The following is a 26,626-nucleotide window of genomic DNA, read 5'->3' on the forward strand; positions in this document are numbered from 1 at the left end:
ACTCGCTTTTGGTGTGAGTCGTGCTTAATTATGACGCAAATCGGACAGACTCGTACACAAAGACTACTTTTTCATGACAATTGCAACTTCACAAAAATTCAATCCCGATTGGAAGATAATTATCTATATGGTACTTCTCCATATCGGCGCACTTTTTGCACTACTTCCGAGTAACTTTAGTTGGGCCGCCGTTGGAGTTGCCCTGTTCTTACACTGGGTAACAGGGGGCGTGGGAATTACTCTGGGTTTCCATCGCCTGGTGACTCATCGCAGTTTTGAAACCCCCAAATGGCTGGAATATTTTCTGGTGTTCTGCGGTGCTTTAGCCTGTCAGGGTGGGCCGATTGATTGGGTCGGTTTACACCGGGTCCATCACCTCCACTCCGACCACGAGTTAGATCCCCACGATTCTAATAAGGGGTTTTGGTGGAGTCACATGGGTTGGATGCTGTGCGAGCATCCCGCCAAAGCGGAAATTCCCCGCATGACCAAAGATATCAACGAAGATCCCGTTTACCTGTTTTTCCAAAACTATTTCGTTCTGGTTCAGGTTGCTTTAGGGGTTCTGCTGTATCTCTTGGGCGGCTGGCCTTTTGTGGTTTGGGGCATTTTTGTGCGGGTTGTCGCCGTGTTCCACTGCACTTGGTTGGTTAACAGTGCAACCCATAAGTTTGGATACCGCACCTTTGATTGTGATGATGCTTCCACCAACTGTTGGTGGGTGGCGGTGTTAACCTATGGTGAAGGTTGGCATAATAACCATCATGCCTATCAGTATTCGGCTCGTCACGGTTTGCAATGGTGGGAAGTTGATCTGACCTGGATGACGATTCAACTTTTACAAGCTTTGGGTTTGGCGAAAAAGGTTAAGTTGGCTTCTAAATAAGCCGAACTCGTCAGACTGAGTTGAACAGAAGCCAAGGTTGGGAGATGGGGACAATTGAATCGAATGTTAATCGGAATTGCTCGTTTCCCCTCCTCCCTTGGGGTTTTTTTATGTTTTGTCTTTTCCCTAAAAGTTGGGGTTTCCCTGCACGATGTATTTGGCTGTTGTCAGACTTTCTAAGCCAATTAATCCCCGTCTGTAGCCCACTTGATTCGACATTCCGAGAAAAATGGCATCCCCTCGATTTTGATGCCGGGAAAAGCGCGGAGAGGCGTTGATGAATGTTAAGGCGCTGTTGACATCTAGGGCAAATTGGCGGCTCTCGCTGTAGGATTCGGTCGCCAAACAGTTACTATGACCGCTACTGTATTCGTTCATCCAGGCGATCGCTTCTTCCAGGCTGTCTACCCCCCGAAACGCAATGGTTTTATTCAGATAGGGTTGTGACCATTCTGAGGGTTGGGCGAGGGCTAATTCTGGAAATTGTTTAACTAAGAGTTCGTCTCCTCGGAGTTCAAATCCTTCTTCTCGCAGGTTATTCCACAGTCTGACTAAGGATGAACTTTTTTGGTTGGGATCGATCAAGACTTTCTCAATGGCGTTTACCGGGTCGGGTTTGCTTTGATGGCTATCGAGAATCATCCATCGGACCATCTCCACTTTGGCGGTGGCTGACCAATACAGATAGCAGTTTCCCATCGCCGATCGCAACACCGGAACCGTAGACTGGGCGACGACTTGATGGACCAGATGGGGCCTGCCGTAGGGAATGATCAGGTTAATGTATTGATCTTGAGTCACCAAGTCTTGAATGGGTGCAACTTGATCGGTCGGAAACACTTCCAATGAACCGACCGGCATTCCTTCGTCCTCGATCGCCGACTGCAAAGCATCCGCGATCACTTGGTTGGAATAGTTCGCCTCGCTCGCCCCGAGTAAAATTAAACTGTTTGCCGTTTTCATGCACAGTCCCGCCGCAATTGCTCCCAACTCGGGAAAGGCTTCGTAAACTAGACCTACAACTCCAATTGGAATCAGTTGATAGTAGGTTTGGCCCTGTTCTAGTTGATAGGACGCTCCAATTACCCGCCCGATGGGATCGGGGAGTTCTCCCAAGCGCTTCAAAATCTGCACGGTGGTTTCCAACCTTTCCGGGGTCAGCTTTAACCACTCGCTCACGCATTCTGAAACCCCCAATTCTCGGCTGGCTTCCAAGTCTAGGGTGTTTGCTTCTAAGATATCGTTTTGTCTTTTTCTAATCGCTTCTGCCATCGCCCGCAATGCCCGACTGCGATGTTCTCCTTTGGTCTTGGCCAGTTCTCTGCTGGCGGCATAGGCTCGACGAATGGGGTTCGTCGGCGGGGGTGAAGCACTAAAATCATCAATTCTCATCGAAGCTCAACGTCTGTAAGCTAGCCAGACCATCAGTGCGGGCAACATTGCCAACATGATGGCGACCATTGCCCAAAGTATAATATTCGGTCCTGGCGAATACAATGCCAAAGGTAGCCAGATCACCAACGGCACCAAGAGCATTCCCAACGCGAGGGGAAGATAGTGCGCTCTTAACCCCGGACTTGACCGGTTCCATTGATGACCTGTCCAACGCCATGCTTGTTTATAGGGATAGTGAGTTGAGAGTTGTTCTAGGGAATAACCGCTCTCATCCACTACAAAGATTTGCTGACAGCGATCGCAGCCAAAGGCTTCTGTCAGGGTGATCGGGACTAAATGACCCTTGCGCCGACAGGGGCAGGGATAGTCACCATTTAAGTCGATTTTCTGGGCTTTCTGAGGTGGCACAAGCAGTTATCAAATAAATAAAGCGTTTGAGTATGACGGATTTTCCAATACTTACTTAATGGATCATACTTACTAACTCTCAGTTGTCAATTTCTTCATCTCTAAAATTTTAGATTTCTATTGACTCTGACCGGAAGTTCGGTGACTGACCCGTTTTTTTTGATCTCCGGTTTTCGTGCGACCAACTCTATCCAAGTTTATTTTCCAGTTTACACCTTTACCCCCTTGATGGGTCGGTTTGCTCACCGGATTTTTTCTTGACTTTTAAAAGCGGGTGACGCGATTCGAACGCGCGACATCAACCTTGGCAAGGTTGCGCTCTACCACTGAGCTACACCCGCAACTTAGCTTCACTCTTTCTAGGATTCCATATTCATCTCAGTTTGTCAAGGGGTTTTCTGGAAAAATTTGGAGAAAATTTTCACTGGAGAACAAATCTAGGGTTGCTCTTGTTTATTTTGGGCCGTTTGCGGCGCGATCGCCCGATTCGGACTGGCCGATAACATTCCCCCAGATGAACCGGAAGAATGATTTCCGTAACCCTCGACCGACATCGCTTTAACCTGTCGCATCAGACTCGCCATTTCCAGGGCATTCATCGCATATTCCCATCCCTTGTTACTCTTGATTCCCGCCCGTTCTAGAGCTTGCTGCATGGTGTCGGTGGTCAAAATCCCGAAGATCACCGGAGTCCCCGTCTGAAATCCCGTTGCTGCAATCCCTTTGGAGACTTCAGCCGCCACATAATCAAAGTGGGGGGTTTGTCCTTTTATCACCGCTCCCAAGCAAATAATCGCATCGTAGCGACCGCTCAGGGCCAACTGATGGGCGACCATCGGAATCTCAAAACTCCCCGGAACCCAAACATAATCGACTTGTGTTCCTTGAGGATCGGGATCGACCCCGTGTCGTTTGAGACAATCTTGACACCCTTCTAACAACTTGGTGGTAATTAAATCATTAAAGCGACCAATGGCGATCGCGAACTTCAAAGAGTCGGTTTGGGTAAAATTTCCTTCAAAAACTGCCATGCTGATGATTTGTGAATTTGATCTCAATTCGGGTCAGAGGTTAATCCTACAGTAACCATTGGTCTAACCGAGTTTAACCCCCAACCCGACCGAATCGATTAAACTACCAAATAGTTTAATAAGCCCACCAAAAGAACCAAAGCAATCCAAAGACCCGAACCAATAAACAATAAAGGCTTAGATTGACTCCAGTTTTGAGGGGAAGCATAAGCAACCGGAACCCCTACGACCATCACAAACGAGAGAATGACCAAGGCGGCTAAAAAGAATTGAAACAGAATTGTTAACATTGTGTTCTCCCAAACGAACAAGTCACGAATAACAACCAGCCACGAGAGTTGATACAAAGCTTAAACTAACTCTCATATAGTTAAGCTACCAGAAATTGCCCCTTCTCGGGAACCATTGCGATCGCATCCCAACCCATCGAGACTTCCTCAAAGCTTTTTCCACTTCGCTGAAAACATCTTATAAGATCGACTTGAAGCGTCCTCAAACGGACTAATCCCCCAGTTCAGTTCTTTGAGCGGCTTGGGCGACCGGTTCTACATCATCGTCAGCCAATTGTTGTAGAGTTGCTTGTGCTTCAGCCGTCGCCCCCAGATGAACCAAGGCTTGAGCCACCCGATGGCGAATTTGCCAGTCCGGGTTAGAAGCAAACGGAAGCAATAACGGGATAGCCCGGGGATCTCCGAGTTCTCCCATCGCCCCAATTGCCACCGTTCGGATCAAATCATTATCGCCTTGGAGGGCATCTTCTAGCAATTCAAATCCCCGAGGATCGCCGAGTTCTCCCAATGCCGCGACAATACTGAGTTTAATCAACCATTCCGAAGTCTGGTGATAAACTTGGTGCAACTCATCATAGGCTTCCCGCAATTTTAGCGCTCCGATCGCATCGGCGGCGGCGGCTTTCACATCAGCTTCTGGGTCTTTCAGCAAGCATTCCCGTAACAGTTGCAAAGCCCGGGAGCGATCTTGTTCACCCAAACTTGAAAGTTGGCTGACTGCGGCATACCGGACTCGGGTATCGCGATCGACGACTGCGGGTTGAATCAATTCAAAAGCCGTTTTGGGTTCAAGCTGGCGTAATTGATTCACCCCCCGTAAGCGATCGCCCAAATCTTCTGAACTGAGCAATTGTTGAACGGATTCCGGAGTAATGCTCATGTTGTTAAAGCTTTCTTATAGGAGGTTTGTTATGATCAATTCCAGGATTGATTTTAGATTTAAAATCCTACCATCAACAAGTTCCAATAGCCAGGGTTGTTAAGTTTATTTTCGCATCCTAGATTGTCAAGATCGCGATCGCCAGCCATTAACCTTCTGCCATCGTGCGGATAATATCTCCACAGGACAGAATACCAATCACCTTCCCCTGTTCGTCTAATACGGGTAATTGATGGACTCGCTTTTCATTGAGCAAACGTGCGGCATCCGAAAGGGATTTATTCGGGGTAATTGTGGCGATGGGTTCTTTGGTCATCACTTCTTCGACGGTTTCGCCCAAAGCCTTGTGAAGTTCTTTTTCGTAACGGGCGGGACTTTCGAGAAAAATCACACTATCGAGAACGGTAATATAAGCCGGAGGAGTTACCCCGCTTTCCTGCCAGATGATATCTGTAACAGATATCATACCGACTAACTTGCCTCCATCATTAACGACGGGTAAGCCGCTAATCTGGTGTTCTGCTAAAATCTTGATGGCTTCTTTGAGAGGCATCTCGGGCCTAGCCACAATCGGGTTAGGTGTCATGATGTCGGCGACAGTTTTGGACATAATCTCAGACTCATCGTTGACTAAACTGTTTTGTTTTTATCATATCGGAATTTACACCCCTACAGCTATCTGTGGTTGCATCTATCTCCCTTGCAAGCTGAAACCTTCAACACCCATCAAACCAACACATGAAGATATTCTCTGTCAAATTCTCCCGGATCAATATTGTTTTCTCTATTGTAGCTGTAGTGCTGATCCTCTCTAGTTTTGTCGGGCCGGTTCCGAGCGCTTTTGCCCAAAGCACTCCGCCTCGGGAAATGGTCGCCAGTCTTTTTTCGTTTTCGGGAACTCGACCCAATAATATCGGGGTTCACGAAGGTCTATTAGCCAATTGTCCTGATTCTCCCAACTGTGTTTCGAGTCAAAGCACAGATGTTGTTCATTCCATCGATCCTTTCACCTATGAAACCTCTGCGACCGAAGCGTTTGAGAAGCTGAAAACTATCATTAACTCGATGGATAATGCCAAAATTATTCGTGAAGATGAAGATTATCTTTATGCCGAATTTACTTCGGCAATTATGGGATTTGTCGATGATGTAGAATTTTATCTCGATGAAGCAGACCCAATTATTCACGTGCGTTCGGCTTCTCGTTTGGGAGAGTCAGATTTGGGGGTGAATCGCAAGCGAGTTGAAACGATTCGCTCTATTTTTGAGTCCTAATTCATTCGCTGATCAACCCAATTTAATTATGTTAAAACCCCCTACAAATTGCAGGGGGTTTGATTTATAACGCGAGTTTTAAACTCGTTTCAAACTTTGAGAATATTCCCAATTCTTACAGTGCGTTACCGCGAGGTAGAACTTCTTCAGGGAATACAAAGTTTTGGTGAGGTTGATCCACAGGAGCCATCCAAGCGCGGATACCTTCGTTTAACAAAATGTTCTTGGTATAGAATGTTTCAAATTCGGGATCTTCAGCAGCCCGCAATTCTTGTGACACGAAGTCATAAGCGCGCAGGTTTAATGCTAATCCGACAACACCGATGGAACACATCCACAGTCCAGTCACGGGGACGAACAGCATGAAGAAGTGTAACCAACGTTTGTTGGAGAAAGCAATCCCGAAGATTTGAGACCAGAAACGGTTAGCAGTAACCATTGAGTAGGTTTCTTCTGCTTGAGTCGGTTCAAAAGCGCGGAAAGTGCTAGCTTGTTCGCCGTCTTCAAACAGGGTATTTTCTACGGTAGCTCCGTGAATGGCGCACAGCAGCGCTCCACCGAGTACACCCGCAACACCCATCATGTGGAAGGGGTTGAGGGTCCAGTTGTGGAATCCTTGGAAGAACAGGATAAAACGGAAGATTCCAGCAACTCCAAAGCTAGGAGCGAAGAACCAACCGGACTGTCCCAAAGGATACATTAAGAACACGCTCACGAACACAGCAATGGGTGCGGTGAAAGCGATGGCGTTATAAGGACGAACACCAACCAAACGGGCGATTTCTAACTGACGTAAGCAGAAGCCAATTAGAGCAAATGCACCGTGTAAGGCGGTGAAGGTCCACAGACCACCGAGTTGGCACCAGCGAGCGAAGTCCCACTGGGCTTCGGGTCCCCACAGGAACAGCAGGGAGTGTCCCAAGCTGTTACCGGGGGTGCTAACTGCTGCGGTTAAGAAGTTGCAGCCTTCTAAGTAGGAGCTAGCTAAACCGTGAGTGTACCAAGAGGTCACAAAGGTGGTTCCGGTTAACCATGCACCTAATGCGAGGTAGGCGCAGGGGAACAGTAGAATACCCGACCAACCTACAAACACAAAGCGATCGCGTTTCAGCCAGTCATCGAGGACGTCAAACCATCCTCTTTGGGCTTGAGAACGTTCGATAGCAATAGTCATTTACGACATTCTCCAGATTTATGATTACAAGAGGCTAAGTAACTTTATATTTTACCGTCTTCCTCATCTGCTGTAACAAAAAATGAGAAAGACTACAAGAAGATGTTACTTTTCTTTACCTCATTCATCAGTATAAGGATTATCGGTACAACTGACAAGGGGTTTTACAGTCACCAGTTATCAGTCACTCATTACCAGTGAAGACAGTTCGCAGGTTTCAGGTTTCAGGTTTCAGGTTTCAGGTTTCAGGTTTCACGTGTTGGGGTTACGGGGGAGGTGGGGTTACGGGGGAGATGGGGAGACAGTGAACAGTGACCAGTGAACAGTGACCAAGTACCGTGCAGTTTTTAAGTGACCAGTTTTTAAGTGACCAGTATCATGCTACTGATAACTGATAACTGCCTCTTGCCTATTGCATGAGCGCCTATTGCCTGAAATACTATACTGAAGGATGAAGTGATAATTTTCAGGTTTTCTTAAAAATCCATGTTCTCGATTGATATTATTGTCAAGTACACGCCCATCCCGTTGTCGGTTGAACAAAAAACACTCGAAGAGGCTCAAGCGACCTATCAAAAAGTGATCGATGGGATGCAAGCCAGTCAGCCCTATGTGATCGAACTGACTTGTGATAAAATTCCCGACAAAAAAATTTCTATTCTCAGTAGCGAAATTTCAGCCGTGCAAATCTCCCAAAAATCGGGAGCATCACCCACAGGGAGAACACCGGGCTTTGCCGTCCTCGGACAATGAACCCCTCAGACCCAGTAAATGTTCCGACCTCAGCTATTACGGTTCGTAACCTTTGCTATAGTTGGCCAACAGGCGCTCAGGTCTTAAAGTCTTGTTCTCTGGCGGTTCCCCAAGGTGAATTTTGGATGCTATTGGGAACAAACGGCAGCGGAAAGTCAACCTTATTGCGTCTGTTGGCGGGGTTATTAACTCGCGAGTCTGGGGAAATTGAAATTAAAGGTCGGGTGGGGTTTGTTTTTCAAAATCCCGACCATCAACTGGTTATGCCCAGTGTGGGGGCGGATGTGGCCTTTGGCTTGGTTGAAGATCAACTGTCTTTAACCGAAATTCGTCAACGAGTCGCCGATGCACTCTCGGCGGTGAAGTTACAAGAATTGGACCGACGGCCCATTTATGCCCTCAGCGGCGGTCAAAAACAACGAATTGCGATCGCCGGGGCTTTGGCCCGACAATGCCAAGTTTTACTGTTTGATGAACCCACTGCTTTACTCGACCCCGACAGCCAACTCGATCTCGTCAGTCAAGTCCGTTCCCTGGTCAAAAGTCGGGGAATTACCGCTTTGTGGGTCACGCATCGCCTCAACGAACTCGACTACAGCGACGGCGCGTTTCTGCTGTCTGGCGGACGGGTCGTCGCCCAGGGCGATCCCGAACCCCTCAAGCAGCGTTTGATGCAGCATTAGGCAAGAGGCAATTATCAGTCACCAGTCACTGGTCACTGGTCACTGTCTAATTATTTCTTTGTTATTCTTTCCGCCTCATGTAATAATGTGTGAAGAAAAAAATGTCACCGTTAGGTGGTATAGTGGAACGCCCTGTCAATTTATGGAAGAGTATCAGAGTCCTAAGCCATGCAACGTCATTTATCGAAAGCCATCCTCCTAGTCGATGGCTATAACATGATCGGAGTCTGGCCCCTATTGCGAAGCAAGCAAGAAGGGGAGGGAATGGAAGAAGCTCGTCGCACGCTTGTAGAGACATTGGTCAACTACAGCGCTTTTGAAGGACTTGATGCTCGGGTTGTTTTTGATGCTCATTATCAAAATACCCCTAGCGTGGTGGAAACGGTAACTCGCAATTTATCGGTTCATTACACCGATTATGGTCAGACCGCAGATACTTATATTGAAAAGATCTGTGCGTCTTTGGCTCATCAATTGCGCTTATCTCGGCGAAGGTTAATTGTCGCGACCTCAGACCGAGCGCATCAACTCACCGTTACCGGTTACGGCGCTGAATGGATGTCAGCCTTGCAGTTGGCTCACGATGTTGAATCAACCGCCCGTCGCCGTCAACGCCGTCACAAGCCCAGCAAACACTCCTCCGGTCGTTTTCTGGCGAATTCTCTCGATGCCGAGTCTCAGAAACGCTTGTCAATGCTACGGATGGGCTTCAAGCAGTAAATTTTTAAAAAAATCTCTCTGGGGGGTTGACTTTTTTTGATGAGGTGCGTTACTATAAGTAACTGTGACTAAATTAAATTTTTCGAGCGATCCTCGGTAGCTCAGTGGTAGAGCGGTCGGCTGTTAACCGATTGGTCGTAGGTTCGAATCCTACCCGGGGAGTTTAAACAAAGAAAAAAGGATGAGGAATGAAGGATGAAACGTTCAGTTTAAAGCTTCAGACTTCAGACTTTCGCCAATATTGGTTACTCGACTCCGATGTGACCTTTCTCAATCATGGGTCTTTTGGCGCCTGTCCGATTCCGATTTTACAGTTACAAACTCAACAGCGACAACAGCTAGAACGTCAACCCGTTCATTTTTTTGTCCGGGAATGGGAGTCTTTACTCGACGAAGCGCGTCAGCAGTTGGCGGAATTTTTGGGCGTTACCCCAGAAGAACTGGTATTCGTTCCCAACGCTACGACCGGTGTTAATAGTATACTGCGATCGCTGTGTTTTTCGCCACAAGATGAACTTTTAACCACCAACCACGAGTATAACGCCTGTCGCAACGCTTTAAACTTTGTCGCCGAACGTTGGGGGGCGAAAGTGGTTGTGGCTAACATTCCCTTTCCCCTCAACTCACCCGATGATATTCTCAACGCTATTTTATCACAAATTACACCGAAAACAAAATTAGTTTTAATCGATCATATTAGCAGTCAAACGGGTTTAATTTTTCCGTTAAAATCTTTAATTCAAGAACTAAATAATCGGGGAATTGATAGCTTGGTTGATGGCGCACACGCTCCGGGAATGTTACCGTTAAATTTAACAGAAATTGGAGCCACATATTACAGCGGAAATTGTCATAAATGGCTGTCCGCACCCAAAGGAGCCGCATTTTTGTATGTTCGCCCCGACAAACAAAGCGAAATTCATCCCGTAACAATTAGTCACGGTGCTAATTCTCCTCGTACTGATCGCTCTCGGTTTCAGCTAGAATTTGATTGGATGGGAACTCACGACCCGACGGCTTATTTTTGCATTCCCGAAGCGATAAAATTTATGGGGTCATTGTTACCGGGCGGATGGTTAGAATTAATTCAATATAATAATAATACAGTGATAGCCGCCCGAAAAATGTTGAGTGAAAAGTTAGCCGTTGCGTTACCTTGTCCTGAGGAAATGATCGGTTCGATGGCAACGATTATTTTACCGGAGAAAATCCAGTTAATTCCAAGTTTACAAACTCAACTTTGGGAAAAATTTAAAATAGAAGTTCCCATAATTCCTTGGGAAAATAAACCGCAAAAGTTAATGCGAATATCCGCTCAAATTTATAATAGTCCTTCGGATTATCAGAAATTAGCTGAAGCTTTAATTGAGTTAATTCGTTCTCCATAAAACCGAAAAAAATAGTAGGGGAGTTCAAATTACTCCCCCTTTGTCGGGTTAACAAAAATAACGGTTTGATAAAAAGAGTAGGGTTATCAAATAACTTACATCTGGGTTGGGTTAACAAAAATGATTGTTTGATGCACCCGACATCGGTGATAAAAGATTAAAAAAATCCTTGAAAAATTCACAAAATTAAAATCAATTGTAGAATAATTAAAAACCGGGTTTTTGTAGGGTTATCAAATAACTTACATCTAGGTTGGGTTAACAAAAATGACGGTTTGATGAAACCTAATAAAAGAGTGGGGTGCATCAAATGACTTACATCTAGGTTGGGTTAACAAAAATGACGGTTTGATGCACCCTACGGTTTGATGCACCGTCGATAAAACAATTGAGTATAATAGGCTAACCGAGAGTTAAAATCAACGACAGTCAACAAAATTGAGTCAGTTGGGAGTAAAAGCGAGACCAGCATGAGTGAGAGTATTGTAGAAAATAAAACCAGTCAAAACTATGGTAAAGTTTATTTGGTGGGTGCGGGGCCAGGAGACCCCGGTTTAATCACCTTAAAAGGAAAAGGATTGCTGCAATGTGCGGATGTGGTGGTGTATGATGCTTTGGTGAGTCCGCCTATTCTAGAAATGATTAACCCCGAAGCCGAACAAATACACGCCGGAAAACGACGGGGGCGCCACTCAAAAAAGCAAGATGAAATTACGCAAATTTTAATCGAAAAAGCCAAAACAAATGCGATTATCGTAAGGCTAAAAGGCGGCGATCCGTTTGTGTTTGGTCGGGGTGGGGAAGAAATGGAAGACTTAGTTAAAATCGGAATTCCTGTCGAAGTTGTACCGGGTGTAACTTCGGGAATTGCGGCGCCGGCTTACGCGGGAATTCCACTGACCCACCGCAATTATAGCTCATCGGTGACGTTTGTAACCGGTCACGAAGCGGCAGGAAAATATCGACCGGAAGTCAACTGGAAAGCGATCGCCGTTGGTTCAGAAACGCTTGTAATTTACATGGGTGTTCATAATTTAACACATATTACCTCAGAATTAATTGCCGCAGGTCGATCGCCTGAAACTCCCATCGCCCTGATCCGGTGGGGAACTCGACCCGAACAAGAAGAATTAATCGGACAATTAGATACAATTGTACAACAAGTAGAAACCACAGGCTTTGAAGCGCCAGCGATCGCCATTATAGGAGATGTGGTTCAGCTACGGGAAATTTTACCGCACACTCTCCCCTCGGTTGAAAGTCGATAAATTCTGGCAAAACAGGTTAAACTGGAAGTAACCAAACGATGTAACCGAGTCAGGATGTTTGGTATTTTTACAGTCAAAATTCTAGCTTTCAGTTTACTGTGTCTACTCTAGACTATCAAGCGAAAAAAGCCTATCAAGTGGGAATGCGCTGGCTAACGGGAGCGTTTGTTTTAGCCAGCCTAAGTTTAGGAGGAGTTTGGGGTTATGATTGGATTAAAAATCGACCCTTAACTCCAACAAATGCCGAGTTAGTTGAAGTGGAATTAGGAAATATTGACAATAAAATTAGTGCGGGGGGAACCGTTGAACTCGGCGGACAGCGAACGATTAAATCCCCCGAAGAAGGTGCCGTTGAACGTGTTTTAGTTCAACCGGGAGATAGCATTTCTACGGGTCAAGAATTAATTATTTTGAGAAATCCCCAACGGGAAACCGTTTTAAACAAAAAACAATTAGAAATTCAACGACAGGAAATAATAGTTGAACGCAATCGAGAAAAAATAGAAGAAGCCGAAAAAAAGCTAAGAATCGCTCAGTTAGACTACGAACAAGATCGAGAAGATGATCGTCAACATATTGAGTCTAAAATTGCTGTTAAAGAATTAGAAATTGATAAACTTCTAGCACAAGTTAATCGCAATCGCCAAAAAGTTGAAGAAGCAAAAGCCAATTTAGAAGCCGCAGAAGCAGAACTTGAGAATTTGGAAAAACTTTTAGAACGGGGGTTCGTTGCTCAACAGGAAATAGACGGTCAAAGACAAACTGTTCGCGAACGGAAAGCATCATTAAGGGATAGCGAACTTGAGTTAAAAAACGCCAAAATAGAGTTAGAAACAAAGCAAGTTGAAGAAGTTGATTTTCAAACTCAGGCGAATAGCACTCAGGTTTTTGATGCTGAAATTGAACTCCAACAAACACAAGCCGAATGGAAACAAAGCCAGAGCGAACTTGAACGTCTCAAAGTCGAATATCAAGAAGAATCCCTAAGATTAGAAAACAATATTGTTACCGCTCCCATTAATGGAGTTATCCTTAATATTAACGTTAAACCGGGAGATGGAGTTAACCGCAGCGATGAATTAATGAGCTTAGGAGATCCGAATCAAGAACTCATTCAAATGCAACTTTCTACCCTCGATGCGGCTCAAGTTCAACCCAATCAAAAGGCAAGAATTAGCATCATTGGTCCCAACGCCGAAACCTTTACCGGACGAGTTCAAAGCATCGGTTTACAAGCAAGAAGTGCGGGAAATAATAACAATTCTGATTCATCCGGTCAAGCCACCGTTCCCGCAACCATTCAACTCGACCAACCCACAAGAACATTAATACCGGGAAGTGCAGTTAGCGTTGAAATTATCTTAGAAGAACGCAATAATGTTGTTATCTTGAATACTGAACTCATTCAACGAGAAGGAAAATCTAACTTTGTTTGGATATTAGATTCCCAAAACACCGCACAAAAACAACCCGTTACATTAGGATTAGAAGGGTTAATTCAAGTTGAAGTCACATCCGGTTTAGAAGCAGGAGACACCGTTATCTCACCCCCACCAGAAACCCCATTAGAACCCGGAATACCCATCACAGAAACCCCACTGGCAACGGATTAAATTGGGGTAAAGATAACAAAAACAACGCTAAGATTAAAACGGATAGATCATCTCAACCCACCCACCATCAACCCATCCGTTAAAAAAGCAAAAAGCCCCAACCACCCACCATCAACCCATCCGTTAAAAAAGCAAAAATCCCCGACAACTTCGCCCAAACCCATCCGTTACCATATCCGTTACCAGAAATGCCCCTATCTCCCCTTAATTTACTCGGTCTAAGCTGCCAATCCCTGATCGGAAACCCCCTGCGTTCCAGTTTAACAATAATTGGCGTATTTATGGGAGTTGCTGCGGTCAGTGCAACCCTACAAGTCCGCAATATTAGTCAAGCCGTTATCAGCCAACAACTCGCCGAAAGAAACGCCCCTCAAGTCGGCTTAGTTCCCCAATGGAACCCAATAACCCGCCAAAGAATATCCTTCACTTTAGAAGATATAGAATTCTTAAAAAGACGATTAAAGCAAGCAAAAGCCATTAGCGGAATTAATTGGATGCGTCCTTCTACAGTCGTATTTCAAGACCAAGAAGCAACTCCCCGAAGAATCGCCGTCGCGCCCAACTATATCGAAACCTCCGGTCAAAAATTAATTGCGGGACGAGCCTTTAATTCTGCGGACTACCAAAGCTTTCGACCCGTTGTAATCATCGATAAATATCTGGCAGAACAATTATTTAAAGATAAAAATCCTTTGGGTCAAAACCTTTATATTGACTTAAAACCTTACATTGTTATCGGAATCTTACCTACGGATGCAGAAAACGAAGAACCCGAAGGAGAAGTTTGGATGACCACCGCATTTCACAGCACAATTAGTGGAAATTATACGATAAACTCTATCTTAGTCCGCCCTCAAAAGCTAGAAGATTTACAATCTCTAGAAGAACAGGGAAAACAACTTTTAGAACAGCGTTATAAGGGTTCTCAATTTTGGTCGTGGAATAGCGTAGAAGATATTTTAGAACAGAAAAAAACCCTAGAATCTGTCTCAACTGCACTGTTAGTTGTCGGAGCAATTTCGCTTTTAGTCGGAGGGGTGGGAATTGCAAATGTTACCATAGCATCAGTGATCGAACGCACCCCAGAAATCGGTTTACGACGAGCCATAGGCGCCACTCAACACGATGTCATGTTGCAGTTTATCCTAGAAGCCGCTATCCTAAGCTTGGTTGGGGGAAGCCTCGCGATCGCCAGCGTTCACGGGTTAACGGTAATAGTCGCCCAACGCTTTGAGTTTCCCTACCGCTTTGAAAGTCGCAGTGCGGCGATCGCCCTATCATCAGCGGTGTTAGTCGGTATCGGAGCCGGATTTTTTCCGGCGTTGCGAGCGAGTCAACTCGATCCCGTGAAAGCTTTAAAGGGACAATAGTTTAAACCCATTCTTTTTTTTGATGACATTAACCGTCACTTTCTATGTCTTCATCTCCTCATCATTCCTCGGAAAATTCTGCTTCTCAGTCTTCGCAGTCTGGGAAAATTAGACTCGGTTTAATCATTAGTGGAACGGCGAGTTTAATCATTACATTAGCCCTCGGATGGCGATTTTCTAACGCTAATGCTCTGCGATCGCCCTCTAAACTAGAAAACGAAACTCCACCGCAATTCTTAACACAAACCTCCCCTGTTGAACCTCAACCCTCCCCAACCCCAACCCCAACCTTAAAAATTCCCCAACCCGTTGAAACCGAAGCGGTAATGGGGGTAATGGGAAATATTCGCCCTCAGTCGAGAAATTCCACACCAAACCCCGAGCCATCAACAACAAATTCCCCCATACAAAACCCCAGAATTCTTTTTTCTTTTCCTACTCCAACCGCTTCTCCCGCTCCCGCTAAAAACAAACAGAATCATCCCGTTAAAAATCCTCAAAACTCCTTAACACTATCTTCGGAAACCTTAGCAAATTCTCAACTCAAACCTACCCCGAACATTCCCCAAACCGAAATCGTTTATCCCCAGGATTTGCGGGCAAAAATAACGCCGGAAAAATTTACCATTGCTCAAACCCAACCCGAAACAAAAATTGAACCCGAACCCGAGAATTATCCCCCCGATCCGGCGGCGATAGAATTGGGATTAAGAGATACCATTTTCTTGGCTTTAGAAAACAATCGTACCATTAAAAATCAATATTTAGAACGGATTGTACAACAACAAGATTTAGCCGTAGCCGAGGATAAATTTGTTCCCGATTTTACCCCCAGAATCGCTTTAGATTGGCGAAATTTAGAGCAAGGTGGAACCGTAAATCGAACCGGTGGGGCGCTTTTATCGGCGCAATTAGAAATGAAAATTCCCACCGGAGGAGAATTAAATTTGGGTTGGGAAGGTCAAAGAGAAAACCGCAGCGGAGACGGTTTAACCGATCAAGACCGAAATATTTTTAGACAAAATCTAGAACTATCTTTTAGACAGCCGTTGTTGAGAGGAGGAGGAATCGATCTCAATCAAGCTTCGATTAAAATTGCTCGAATTGAGGAAACCATAAATTTATTAGATTTAAAATTAACTTTAATCGATCAAATTACCGAAGCCATTTTAGCCTATCGCCGTTTAATTCAAGCTCAAGAAAGACTTAAAATTGAACAAAATTCTTTAGAAATTGCTCAAGAACAAGTTGAAAATACTCAAGTTTTAATTGATGCGGGTCGTCGAGCTAGAGTGGATTTAGTTCCGGCAGAAAATCGAGTTGCCAATCAAGAAATTAACGTGTTAGATGCCGAGAATAACCTTCAGCAACAGCAGTTAGAGTTATTGGAAATTCTCGATTTAGAGCAGAACTTAAATATTCGCGCGGTTGAAGAAGTAACAGCCATTGAATCTGAATTTCTCAATTTTCAGACCATTCAACAACTCGCTTTAGAAAATAGACCGGATTATTTAAAAGCAAAATTGAATGTAGAACGTTCGCAATTTCAACTGCAAATCGCCGAAAACGAACGGCGTTGGAATATTGATTTAAGTACCAATATTAATCGGGATTTAGCCCCGGATATTGTGGAAGATCGAACCGAATTTCGAGCCGGACTTGAACTGAGGAAAACCTTGGGCGATCGCAGTATCGAACGGGATTTTCAGCGAAGTCGGGTTGATTTATTGCAGGCTAAAAATAATTTAGATGAGGAATTTCAGCAAATCGAAATCGAACTGCAAAATCGGATTAGAGATGTTAATGATAACTTCAAAAAAGTTCAACTGGCTCAACGAGCAACTGAACTCGCCGAAGAACAGTTTCGCAACGAAGAAGAAAAGGTTAAACTCGGAGTTGGAAATAGTTCTGTTGTTGATTTAGTTCGGTTTCAAGAAGAATTGGGACGGGCGAGAAATGATGAATTAAATGCTAAAATAGATTATCTCAACTCAATTACAGAATTAAATCAGGTGGTAGGAACAACCTTAGAAAACTGGAATATTACCGTAGAACAAAATTTAGAGACACAACCCGATTCCCTTTCAAATTCCCCCGATGAATAGCGAACAAATCATCCCCTTAACTGTCTCAGAAGCGAGCGTAAACCAACAGCAACGCCTGGACCGCTGGCTATCTGAAAACCTGGAAAATCTCTCGCGATCGCGCATTCAAACCCTAATTTCTGAAGGTCAGATTACCGTAAACCAACGGGTTTGTACCTCAAAAAAATTAACCTTAAAACCCGGCGATTACATCGAAGTTAGAATCCCCCCCAACCAACCTTTAGAACTCGAAGCCGTTAACATTCCCCTGGATATTTTATACGAAGACGAACACCTAATTATCATTAACAAACCCGCCGGTTTGGTGGTTCATCCCTCCGCCGGACACGCCAACGATACCCTCGTCAACGCCTTACTCGCCCACTGCGATACCCTCGCCGGAATTGGGGGGGTTGAACGTCCGGGAATCGTTCACCGCTTGGATAAGGATACCACAGGAGCAATTGTGGTGGCAAAAACCGATTTAGCCCTGCAAAATTTACAACAACAAATTAAAGCCAAAACCGCCAAACGCCAATATTTGGGCGTCGTTTATGGTTCTCCCAAAACGGAATTTGGAACCATTGAACAACCCATCGGACGACATCCGGTTGACCGCAAAAAAATGGCAATTGTTCCCGTCGAAAAAGGGGGAAGAAATGCCGTCACTCACTGGCAAATTCAAGAACGTTTGGGAAATTATACCCTAATTTTATTTACCCTAGAAACCGGAAGAACCCATCAAATTCGGGTTCATTGTAACGTTATGGGGCATCCCATTGTCGGCGATTTAAACTACAGTAGCGGGCGATCGGTGGGGGTAAATTTATCCGGTCAAGCCCTTCATGCGTGGAAGCTAAAATTACAACATCCCGTCACCGGAGACTGGATCGAAGCGATCGCCCCCTTACCCGAAGAAATGAACACCCTATTAAACGTATTGCGGCGTCGTTTGGGGTCAGGAACTTAAATTCAAATTGAGTCTTCGGGAGGGAAACGGGCGGGGGGAAGCGTCTTTTGACTATTTTCTAAAATCATCTTTAATTTTAGCATAAAATCAGTGTGAATCGAAGTAGAAGTTTTGGGCGGTTTTGTTAAAGAAAAAGGATGTCGAGTCGGCACCAAATTCGCCACAGAGGAAGAAGATTCTAGAAAGTCTGGGCGTTGGTTTTCTCCGGTAACAGAAGCGTTTTGAGCCTCTTCTCCCCCCGTTAACACCTTGGGTAAATTCTTACAAATTAGCTGTTCAAACTCCCAATTAAAATGATAAATCGGCTTGCCCCGACGCAACCAAATCGATAAAATTTGTTCGACAGAAACCGATTTATAGCGCCCCTGATAAAGCGCCTCAATCACCGCCAAATAAATCCAATAATACTCATAATTAACCCCCCATTCCTCAACCTTTTCTTCGCTGGAATAATCTCCCAAGTCAAAACTATAGTGAGTCAGTAAACCTGCTGCAATTGCTCCATGATCCGGTGAAACGTCAAACACAATAAAAAATCAGTTAAACATTAACTGTTCATCTCGAAACTTTTCACAAATCAAAGCAATATTAGCACAAGCCAGACAGAGATGATCCTGGCTGAAGATAGAAGGTTCGGCGCTCAAACTCCCTTACTCTTTAATCCCCGAGAACGGTTCCGAGCCTCCCGTCCAGTTAAAATCACTAATCCGCAGGTTAAAACTGCCAATCCTTCGCACCGGACTAATTCGCAAAATCACCCCATAAGTCCGACGACTGTATTCTAAAGTAAACTCATTATCGACCGCCAAACCATTTTCTAAATTAATCGAATATTCAAAACCCGCTCGCAAACCCCCATAAATTTGCTGAACCAGTCCAAAAGTCAAAATACTTTCATCCACCCGTCGGTCAAACAAAAACGGCGATTCTCCATCGAGAGCCACTTGAGTATAAAGCAAATTAAATCCCGTATAATCAAAAAAGTCCCGGGAAAAATTCCCAAATTGCCCCTGTAACCCGACCGTACCACTTAAATAAGATTGGGAATCATCTTCAGTGTAAATATTCGTCACCCCCTGGGCTTGCAAAACCAATCGCACAAACGGAACAACCGGTCTGGGGGTGTATTTTAACCCCTCCGTCGGCGTGGCGGGTAAAGCTTCACCCTGCCAAATCACCGGCGGATAAATTAAAGTTGCCAGTCCTTGAAAACGGGTGCGAGTAATGCGATCGTTATCCCGCCCCGGTTCGTTCAAAATATCCAAGCGATCGGTTCTCGCTTCAATTTGTTGTAACCCCCCTTGAAACCGAAACACCGCCCCCGAGTCTCCCAGCAAAATTTCCGGAGAAGTTAACACCGCCCCCCCACTGCGGTGAATAGTTCGGAAGCCCAGCGTGCCGTTAAAAATGCGATCGCGATAGCTGTACTCGCCGGTGAGGGTGTAACCGTTAATTAACTGTCTGACCCGAATACTGGCGCGATATTCGTCTTCTTCGAGATCGGGAAAATCTTCAAAATTGGTAATGGACAGGCGGCTATCCACAAAAGTTTGGGGAGACAGCGGCCCCGAGAGTTGGGCTTGCAAACCGTAAAACCCGCCGTCGGTCGGGCCTAGATCGTCCTCAAACGCCCTTTGAACTAAAAATTGGGGGGAAATATCCAAACCGATGGGGCCGAACCGGACGGGGTTGACGTTCCACTCCACGTAGTAACCCCCGAGGTCGTCGAGGTCGTAGCCGACGGAAAAGGGGGTCGGTTCCCGCTGGCGGCGGTCGATCACCGTGCGATCGCGAAATAACGGTAAGGCAAAGTTTTGATCGAACACCAGGCGGGAACCGGTGGTGAGGAGTTCATCTTGAAACCGGGAGATTCTTCGCAGTCGGGCGGTATCGGCCCTGAGTTCCAATTCCGGGGGTGAAAAGGGATCGTTGGTAATTCGCACGCCCTGGGCTTCCCATTCTCCGTTGGGTAAAATGTCAATCCGATCGGCTTCAAAGCGGAGGCGGTTGACATCTCCTTGTAAGTCGGGAAAGGAGAAGCCGGTTACTTCTACGTCGGCGCCTTCGGTGGGGACGACGTTTTCGACGGGTTGGGACGAGGTAATGCGATCGCTAATGGGGGCGCGAACGACAGGCCCGACGCCTTGTTCTTGCAGGGGTTCGGCTACCTGGTTTTCGCCCAGTTGGTTGGTTGAAATGACTCCGCTGGCGTTGGCGATCGCCCCGGTTTCTTTGACGAGGTTGTAGTCCATGCGATCGCCCCGGATGACTTGGTTTTCTCGGGTGAGGGCGACCTGACCGGTGGCGACCACTTGGCGGGTATTGAGGTTGACTTGGGCTTTGTCCGCGTCTATTAAAGCGTTTTGAAACCGGATCATTACGTTACCTTCGGCGGTCACGACTTGCCGTTGTTGGTCGAATTCTTGGCGGTCTGCGGTGACTTCGACCAGATCGGTGGGCAAAATCACCGGGATGGGAGTTTCTTCTTCGGGGTTGGGTTGAGAAGGGGTTTGTCTTTGGCTGGTTTGTAAAGGGGTTTCGGGGGTTGGTGTATTGGCTATATTTAATGATAACGCCGGCCCCAGGGAGTCCGCTGTTACCAAGCTGGAGGATGATGATCCTAATTCTTGTTCTAGGGTTTTGAGTTTCGGCAGTTGATAGCCTATCGTTTCGTTTTGGTGGATTTGGGGGTTAGATAATATACCGGATGACAATTCCGTTGCGGGGAGAATTGTCTGGGGTTGAGAGGTCTGGAGGCTTGAGTTGGGCAGGGTTTGAACAAGGGGAGGCGGTTCTGGTGGCGGTACCGGGTAGGGCATAGTTTGGTAAAAATAATCACGCGAGCAGCCCGATTTGATCTGTTCTAGTGCGTCAAGGACTGCACATAACAATGCCATTAGCCATTTAGCCGACTGACTCTGATGACTAATGACATTCAAGCTCGTTATCTTACCACAGTTGATGGGCGACTAATCGGCGAGTCTTTGCAAATGTTGTTTGTTTTCCACTCGCATTCACGCCCTCGAACCCGGATGACCGGGTATTATTCTAAGTCTTTTCGCTTCGGGTTGCGGGCGGGGTCGTTGGACAAAAATCCAAATACAAACAGCAACACAAAGAAGGACACAACTATATAAACGGCGATTTTTAGAGTCTCCATGACGATCTCTCCTGGACTGCGATTTTTAAATGAAAGCTGCTATACAAAACGTACAGTCTTCTTATCTTATCTTAAAATTGCGCTCGTTTTGACGGGAGTTTTACCGGGCTGTCCATCTTTGCTTTGCCCATTTCCAAGCCTTGATTGCCGCTTCTTCAATCCAATACAGTACCCGATCTAACCATTCGAGTACCTGTTCTAACGGGTGCTTGACATAACCTACGGCTGTCGCCTCTGCTTGTAAACAGTCTGAGGCGGTTTCGTGGCGATCGCCCCCTTCAAAATATTTTATGGCATCACTCATTATTAAACCATAAGCCGGGGCATTTGTCAAGCTTTTTTCCGAATTTTTTTCAATTTTTTTCGCGGAAGTTGACGGGGAGGTTTCCCCGGGGTTGCTGATAACCGAATAACGAATTAACGGTTGACTTTTTGGCGGTTGGGGGGTTAATTGGGGTTTGGGGGGATTTCCACTCAAGATATTATTTTCGGCTTGAGACTCGGACTGTAATTGTAGATTATGATCTTTAAAAAAGAAGTAATCTATCGCCGCCCAAATTACCGCTTGGACTTGATGTAAATTTCCCGAAACTGAGGTTTGAACCGAATGATTTTCCGGCGTATGAACCGTTAATTCTCGGGAACTCTTTTGCCAAGCTTGACTCAGGGTAATTCCCAGTTCTTCGGTTTTGCGGGTAATTTCTGCGCTGTAGTTTTGGGCGACTGTTATCGCACCCGACCACACCCTTTGCAGGGGAGAAGATTGGGGATATTTTTCCAATTTTCTCAATTTGGACAGTTCGGCAACTCCCCGAGTTATATATTGGCGAAGTTTTACCTTTTGTCTCCAAGAAAGCACATCTAAAATTTGGTTATCGGTTCGGACTAATACCAATTTTTTCGTTGGCAGTTGAGAGGCGATCGCCTGCACCGAATTGGGATTAAGCTTTAACCGGCGCGAACCCTTAACCTCTTGGCGGGCGATGATCAAAGTATCCAAAATCAGGCGATCGGCTTCTCCCGGTTGCTGATAATTTTCCGGCATCCCTTCAAGTTGGGGTTGGGGAGAAGGTTGAGCAGAGCGAAGGCGTTGTTTTCCTTTGACCAGACCCTCCAACAGGGAGTAAACTGAGAACAAAATCGTTTGGACGGTTGTACTGGTGGAAAACTGAAGTTGTCGCCAAGCCAAACCGCAGCTATCGATAAAGGCGCGATAGTTTTCCAGGACGAGGTTTAACAGGCGGCTTTTATAGGGACCGTGATCGGGGGAAGACATTTGTCAAAAGGGGGTTTATATAGAAATTCGCGATTAGAATCAGACCGGACCGAACAGTAAACAGCTTGATTGGGGGTTGCTCAGACCGAGCCGTTTGTGTGCGTCCCACGACTTAACAAATACAATCCTTTTATTTTAACGAACAATGACCGCATCCGGAGCAGATTTATCCGAAATTTTGACAACCCTCGATCGCCTGCGTCGGTTGACCCGGGTTGATATTCAAGCGCTTTGGCAATCTTATCGGCCGGATGGGAATATTTCTGCGGTTGAGTTAAACCAACGCCAACACATCGCTTGGTCGCGCCAGCAAATTATCGAGTTAACTCAAAATATAATTGTTCCGACAACTTTAAACCATTATCCGATAACCGGGTTAACTTTGCGGTTAGTCTTAAAATGGTGGGCGGAAGATGCCAGTATCTATATAAACGATAAACTCGTACAAACCGGAGACCTATTTGACTGTTCAACCCGAGTTTTATTATCCGATTCAGTTAAACCCGGAGATCAATTTACAGTTCGGTTGCGATTAGTCAGTCCGAAACACGACAACGGAGCATTAGTTCAGTCCGCTTGCGTTTACGAACGCTTAGAACCCGAAAAAATAGACCCCGGTTTTCTCGCGGATGAATTAGAAGTCTTTTTAATTCAAATCACCCAAAACCCATCCTATATATATAAACGACAAAACCATCTAAACTTTCTCGCCGCCGCCCTCAACAAAATCGACTGGTTCGCCTTACCCAAAATTAGCGAAAAATTCGATAACTCTCTAAAAACCCTCCGACAAACCCTAATCGATTATATCTCCGCAAACCTCCCCAACTCTCACTCAAAAATCGCCCTACTCGGACACGCCCATTTAGATCTGGCTTGGTTGTGGCCGATTTCAGAAACCAGGATCGCCGCCGAAAACACCTTTAAATCAGTATTATCCCTTTGTGGCGATTTCCCCAACCTAATATTCACCCATTCATCCCCCGCCCTATACGCTTGGATAGAAACCCATCGCCCCGATTTATTTTCCCAAATCCAACAAAAAGTTAAAACCCAACACTGGGAAATAGCAGCCGGATTATGGGTCGAACCCGAACTCAATATTATCGCCGCAGAATCTATCGCCCGACAACTCCTCTACGGACAACTTTACACCCGAGAAAAATTCGGTCAACCCTCCCCCATCGCTTGGCTACCCGACAGTTTTGGATTTTGTTGGCAGCTTCCCCAATTATTGAAGCAAGCCGGAATTAACTATTTCGTGACCCAAAAACTCCGGTGGAACGATACCACCCAATTTCCCTACGGTTTATTTAACTGGCAATCTCCCGACGGCACGGAAATTGTTGCCTATATGTCCGCTTTAATTGGAGAAGGGATTGAACCGGTGAAAATGGCGACTTATGCGACACAATGGGAAGCCCAAACCGGATTAAAAACCGCCCTTTGGTTGCCCGGAGTTGGCGATCACGGTGGCGGACCGACGCGGGATATGTTGGAAATTGCCAAGCGGTGGGAAGCTTCTCCTGTTTTTCCCCAGTTATCGTTTTCTCGGGCAATTGATTATTTATCGGAGATTTCTCAACAGGTCGCAGAACTTCCCGTTTGGCGCGATGAGTTGTATTTGGAGTTTCATCGCGGCTGCTACACGACCCACGCCGACCAAAAGCGCTGGAACCGTCGCTGCGAAAATTTGCTCTATCAGGCGGAGTTGTGGTCTGCTGCGGCAACTTTACTCACAAATGCCGATTATCCCAAAGTTGAGATAGAAGCCGCTTGGAAGCAAGTTCTATTTAACCAATTTCACGATATCCTCCCCGGTTCGGCTATTCCCGAAGTTTATCAAGATGCCAATCAAACCTGGGAGGAGGCTTATCATACCGCAGAACGGCTTCTAGAAACTGCAATCGCGGCGATCGCGAATTTTATTTCCTTTCCCCCTCCCCCCCAACCGAATGTTTATCCTATTCTCGTTTGGAATAGTCTCAACTGGTCCCGGACCGAAGCGGTGGAACTTTCCTTGAACTCTCCCGAGACATGGCGGCTGTATGATGCTTCCGGTAAGGCTTTGCGGTATCAAGTCTGCGGGGGAAAACTGCGGTTTTTGGCGACTGATGTGCCGTCGGTGGGTTTTCGGCTGTTTTGGTTGGGGAGAGAAACGGCTGAAACCCTTGATAATTCGTCGGTTGAGGCGGAAAATACCCCCTTACAGGCAGACGCTTTCGATCACTTTACCACAAGTATACAGATGATACCAAAATCTGTCAAGCTTAATATGAATTCCGGCGAAAGTTGGGTGTTAGAAAACGAATTGTTAAAAGTGGAAATCCTTGCACAGACGGGAGAGATAGCCAAAATTTGGGATAAGAAAAATAGCCGGGAGGTCTTGTCAGAAATGGGCGGAAACCGCTTGCATTTTTTTGAGGATTCCGGTCAGTATTGGGACGGGTGGAATATCGATCCAAACTATAAGCAACACCCGTTAGAAGCAGCGGAGTTACAGTCAATATCTTGGCAAGAAAAAGGGGAGATTCGGTGGTGTTTGCGGGTGGTTAGGATTTGGCGAAAATCGGAATTTATCCAAAATTATATTTTAGAAGCCAATAGTCCGGTCTTAAAAATTGAGACAAGGGTGAATTGGCAGGAGCGTCACGTGTTAGTAAAAGCGGGATTTGGGTTAACTGTAAACGTTGATATTGCTCACTGTGAAATGCCGGCGGGGGTGATGGAACGTCCGACAAAACCGCAAACGGAACCAGAGAAAGCAAAATGGGAAATTCCGGCGATGAATTGGGTGGAATTGGGAGATGAGAATTACGGGGTGAGTCTGTTGAATGACTGTAAGTATGGGTACGATATTCAACCCGATGAAATACGGTTAACCTTATTAAGAGGTTCGACCTGGCCCGACCCGGAAGCGGATTTAGGAATTCATCACTTTACTTATGGGATTTATCCTCATGGGGGAAATTGGAAAACGGCGAAAGTGACTCATAAAGGTTATGAGTTGAACCAACCTTTGAGGGTTCAAGTTTTGGGTTTGGAAGGTTATCAGTTTTTAGAACAAGTTTCAGAAAAAGGGTTGGGAAGTCAAAGTTTTATCGACTTGGGAAGCGACTCTTTAATTTTGATGGCATTCAAACAAGCCGAGGGAAATTCCAAAGGGTGGATTTTGAGGTTTTATGAGAGTTGGGGGGAAGAAACCGAGTTGAAATTAGAGAATAAATTGGGATTGGCGATCGCGAATTCTGTGAACTTATTGGAAAAACCGATAACATCTCCCAACTTTCCTAAAATTTCCCCCTGGAAAATTGTCAGCCTGCAACTGTTTAATTCTTCTGAGTCCTAACAAAGATAAAGATATTGATTTCGCGACTAACTTTTAATTGCTGTTTCTCCCGTTTATCGAGATCTAGGATAATTTCCCCGGATGAGTTTATAGATACTATCGGAGTTGGGGAGAAAACTAAGCTGGAATTAGAGAAGGGGTTGAAACAGGCGATCGCGAATTTCCCAAAGTTATTGTCAGAAACGATAACATCGCGGGGAGACGTTATATATAAGGTATCGAGAAAATTGGGAATTAGAGAAACTCGGGAGAAAAGCGAGTTCAAATTAGAGAAGGGGTTGAAACAGGCGATCGCGAATTTCCCAAAGTTATTGTCAGAAGCGATAACATCTCCCAACTCGACTCTAGCTAACAATGCTGAGTTATCCGAAAAAAAAATAATGATTTCGCGGCTAACTTTTAATGGCTGTTTCTCGGGTTTCCCCGAATCTAAGATAATTTCTCCGGATGAGTTTATAGATACTATCGGAGTTTGAGAGAAAACCCAAGCTGAAATTAGAGAATAGGTTGAAACAGGCGATCGCCAATTTCCCAAAGTTATTGTCAGAAACGATAACATCGCGGGGAGACGTTATATATAAGGTATCGACCAAACTGAGAATTGGGGAAACTCGGGAGAAAACCGGGTTGAAACCTAATAATAAGTTATTTCT

Annotated in this window: 25 protein-coding genes and 2 tRNA genes; 13 read left to right on the forward strand and 14 right to left on the reverse strand. The window is 45.5% G+C overall.

The annotated features are described in order from the left end of the window. The first annotated feature begins 73 nt into the window (after positions 1-73). On the forward strand, positions 74-886 hold the full coding sequence (locus ACL6C3_RS24175) for an acyl-CoA desaturase (protein WP_413161845.1): 813 nt from the start codon (positions 74-76) through the stop codon (positions 884-886). Positions 887-1,012: 126 nt separating this feature from the next. On the opposite strand, the gene ACL6C3_RS24180 is transcribed toward ACL6C3_RS24175, so the two are convergent. From ACL6C3_RS24180 to ACL6C3_RS24215, 8 genes are all read right to left on the reverse strand, one after another. Beyond that, positions 1,013-2,278, reverse strand: coding sequence for a glutamate-5-semialdehyde dehydrogenase (locus ACL6C3_RS24180; protein ID WP_413161847.1), 1,266 nt, complete (start codon positions 2,276-2,278; stop codon positions 1,013-1,015). A gap of 6 nt (positions 2,279-2,284) precedes the next feature. Then, a complete protein-coding gene (locus ACL6C3_RS24185) occupies positions 2,285-2,689 on the reverse strand; it encodes a hypothetical protein (RefSeq protein ID WP_413161849.1) in 405 nt (134 codons plus the stop codon). A gap of 117 nt (positions 2,690-2,806) precedes the next feature. Next, positions 2,807-2,935 carry a hypothetical protein gene (locus ACL6C3_RS24190; RefSeq protein WP_413161850.1) on the reverse strand — a complete coding sequence of 43 codons (129 nt, stop codon included), beginning with the start codon at positions 2,933-2,935 and terminating at the stop codon, positions 2,807-2,809. A 23-nt stretch (positions 2,936-2,958) separates the two neighbouring features. Continuing rightward, a tRNA-Gly gene (locus tag ACL6C3_RS24195) sits at positions 2,959-3,030 on the reverse strand. A 96-nt stretch (positions 3,031-3,126) separates the two neighbouring features. Next, positions 3,127-3,720 (reverse strand): 6,7-dimethyl-8-ribityllumazine synthase, encoded by a 594-nt coding sequence (gene ribH, locus ACL6C3_RS24200; protein WP_413161853.1) that lies wholly within the window; start codon positions 3,718-3,720, stop codon positions 3,127-3,129. Positions 3,721-3,818: 98 nt separating this feature from the next. Continuing rightward, a complete protein-coding gene (gene psbZ, locus ACL6C3_RS24205) occupies positions 3,819-4,010 on the reverse strand; it encodes a photosystem II reaction center protein PsbZ (RefSeq protein WP_413161855.1) in 192 nt (63 codons plus the stop codon). A gap of 211 nt (positions 4,011-4,221) precedes the next feature. Continuing rightward, positions 4,222-4,890 carry a phycobilisome degradation protein NblB gene (gene nblB / locus ACL6C3_RS24210; RefSeq protein ID WP_413161857.1) on the reverse strand — a complete coding sequence of 223 codons (669 nt, stop codon included), beginning with the start codon at positions 4,888-4,890 and terminating at the stop codon, positions 4,222-4,224. Positions 4,891-5,038: 148 nt separating this feature from the next. Next, positions 5,039-5,500 carry a CBS domain-containing protein gene (locus ACL6C3_RS24215; RefSeq protein ID WP_413161858.1) on the reverse strand — a complete coding sequence of 154 codons (462 nt, stop codon included), beginning with the start codon at positions 5,498-5,500 and terminating at the stop codon, positions 5,039-5,041. A 128-nt stretch (positions 5,501-5,628) separates the two neighbouring features. Here ACL6C3_RS24215 and ACL6C3_RS24220 point away from each other — a divergent pair, with 128 nt between their 5' ends. Then, positions 5,629-6,165 carry a DUF1499 domain-containing protein gene (locus ACL6C3_RS24220; protein WP_413161860.1) on the forward strand — a complete coding sequence of 179 codons (537 nt, stop codon included), beginning with the start codon at positions 5,629-5,631 and terminating at the stop codon, positions 6,163-6,165. A 115-nt stretch (positions 6,166-6,280) separates the two neighbouring features. On the opposite strand, the gene psbD is transcribed toward ACL6C3_RS24220, so the two are convergent. Further along, entirely contained in the window at positions 6,281-7,339 is a 1,059-nt protein-coding gene (gene psbD, locus ACL6C3_RS24225; protein WP_413161862.1) for a photosystem II D2 protein (photosystem q(a) protein), read from the reverse strand. A 486-nt stretch (positions 7,340-7,825) separates the two neighbouring features. Here psbD and ACL6C3_RS24230 point away from each other — a divergent pair, with 486 nt between their 5' ends. From ACL6C3_RS24230 to ACL6C3_RS24275, 10 genes are all read left to right on the forward strand, one after another. Continuing rightward, positions 7,826-8,092: a hypothetical protein gene (locus tag ACL6C3_RS24230; RefSeq protein WP_413161864.1), complete on the forward strand. Its 267-nt coding sequence runs from the start codon at positions 7,826-7,828 to the stop codon at positions 8,090-8,092. After that, positions 8,089-8,775, forward strand: coding sequence for an energy-coupling factor ABC transporter ATP-binding protein (locus ACL6C3_RS24235; protein WP_413161865.1), 687 nt, complete (start codon positions 8,089-8,091; stop codon positions 8,773-8,775). Before ACL6C3_RS24230 ends, ACL6C3_RS24235 begins: the two co-directional genes overlap by 4 nt. A gap of 168 nt (positions 8,776-8,943) precedes the next feature. Next, a complete protein-coding gene (locus ACL6C3_RS24240) occupies positions 8,944-9,495 on the forward strand; it encodes an NYN domain-containing protein (RefSeq protein ID WP_413161866.1) in 552 nt (183 codons plus the stop codon). A gap of 90 nt (positions 9,496-9,585) precedes the next feature. After that, positions 9,586-9,657: transfer RNA gene (locus tag ACL6C3_RS24245), tRNA-Asn, on the forward strand. Positions 9,658-9,683: 26 nt separating this feature from the next. Continuing rightward, positions 9,684-10,883, forward strand: coding sequence for an aminotransferase class V-fold PLP-dependent enzyme (locus ACL6C3_RS24250; RefSeq protein WP_413161868.1), 1,200 nt, complete (start codon positions 9,684-9,686; stop codon positions 10,881-10,883). 470 nt (positions 10,884-11,353) lie between these two features. Next, positions 11,354-12,151 (forward strand): uroporphyrinogen-III C-methyltransferase, encoded by a 798-nt coding sequence (gene cobA, locus ACL6C3_RS24255; protein WP_413161870.1) that lies wholly within the window; start codon positions 11,354-11,356, stop codon positions 12,149-12,151. A 98-nt stretch (positions 12,152-12,249) separates the two neighbouring features. Continuing rightward, complete coding sequence (locus tag ACL6C3_RS24260; protein WP_413161872.1) at positions 12,250-13,764, forward strand: efflux RND transporter periplasmic adaptor subunit; 1,515 nt, start codon at positions 12,250-12,252, stop codon at positions 13,762-13,764. A 188-nt stretch (positions 13,765-13,952) separates the two neighbouring features. Further along, a complete protein-coding gene (locus ACL6C3_RS24265) occupies positions 13,953-15,134 on the forward strand; it encodes an ABC transporter permease (RefSeq protein WP_413161874.1) in 1,182 nt (393 codons plus the stop codon). A 44-nt stretch (positions 15,135-15,178) separates the two neighbouring features. Then, the gene (locus ACL6C3_RS24270; protein ID WP_413161877.1) at positions 15,179-17,239 is read left to right on the forward strand and encodes a TolC family protein; all 2,061 of its coding nucleotides are present in this window, start codon (positions 15,179-15,181) and stop codon (positions 17,237-17,239) included. Next, positions 17,232-18,188 carry an RluA family pseudouridine synthase gene (locus tag ACL6C3_RS24275; protein WP_413161879.1) on the forward strand — a complete coding sequence of 319 codons (957 nt, stop codon included), beginning with the start codon at positions 17,232-17,234 and terminating at the stop codon, positions 18,186-18,188. The genes ACL6C3_RS24270 and ACL6C3_RS24275 overlap by 8 nt, the downstream gene beginning before the upstream one ends. 2 nt (positions 18,189-18,190) lie before the next feature. Here the strand turns inward: ACL6C3_RS24275 and ACL6C3_RS24280 are convergent, their stop codons facing one another. From ACL6C3_RS24280 to ACL6C3_RS24295, 4 genes are all read right to left on the reverse strand, one after another. Further along, complete coding sequence (locus ACL6C3_RS24280) at positions 18,191-18,715, reverse strand: hypothetical protein (RefSeq protein WP_413161881.1); 525 nt, start codon at positions 18,713-18,715, stop codon at positions 18,191-18,193. Positions 18,716-18,838: 123 nt separating this feature from the next. Next, positions 18,839-21,007 carry a DUF3769 domain-containing protein gene (locus ACL6C3_RS24285; protein WP_413161883.1) on the reverse strand — a complete coding sequence of 723 codons (2,169 nt, stop codon included), beginning with the start codon at positions 21,005-21,007 and terminating at the stop codon, positions 18,839-18,841. A 224-nt stretch (positions 21,008-21,231) separates the two neighbouring features. Continuing rightward, a complete protein-coding gene (locus ACL6C3_RS24290) occupies positions 21,232-21,348 on the reverse strand; it encodes a photosystem II reaction center protein I (protein WP_413161885.1) in 117 nt (38 codons plus the stop codon). A gap of 100 nt (positions 21,349-21,448) precedes the next feature. Beyond that, the gene (locus ACL6C3_RS24295; protein WP_413161887.1) at positions 21,449-22,624 is read right to left on the reverse strand and encodes a hypothetical protein; all 1,176 of its coding nucleotides are present in this window, start codon (positions 22,622-22,624) and stop codon (positions 21,449-21,451) included. Between the two features lie 145 nt (positions 22,625-22,769). On the opposite strand from ACL6C3_RS24295, the gene ACL6C3_RS24300 reads away from it, so the two are divergent. Beyond that, a complete protein-coding gene (locus tag ACL6C3_RS24300; RefSeq protein WP_413161890.1) occupies positions 22,770-25,973 on the forward strand; it encodes an alpha-mannosidase in 3,204 nt (1,067 codons plus the stop codon). On the opposite strand, the gene ACL6C3_RS24305 is transcribed toward ACL6C3_RS24300, so the two are convergent. Continuing rightward, positions 25,954-26,532, reverse strand: a complete 579-nt coding sequence (locus tag ACL6C3_RS24305; protein WP_413161891.1) for a hypothetical protein — start codon at positions 26,530-26,532, stop codon at positions 25,954-25,956. The genes ACL6C3_RS24300 and ACL6C3_RS24305 overlap by 20 nt on opposite strands. Positions 26,533-26,626: the final 94 nt, after the last annotated feature.

This window comes from Capilliphycus salinus ALCB114379 (genome assembly GCF_047276495.1).
Lineage (GTDB): Bacteria > Cyanobacteriota > Cyanobacteriia > Cyanobacteriales > Microcoleaceae > Capilliphycus > Capilliphycus salinus.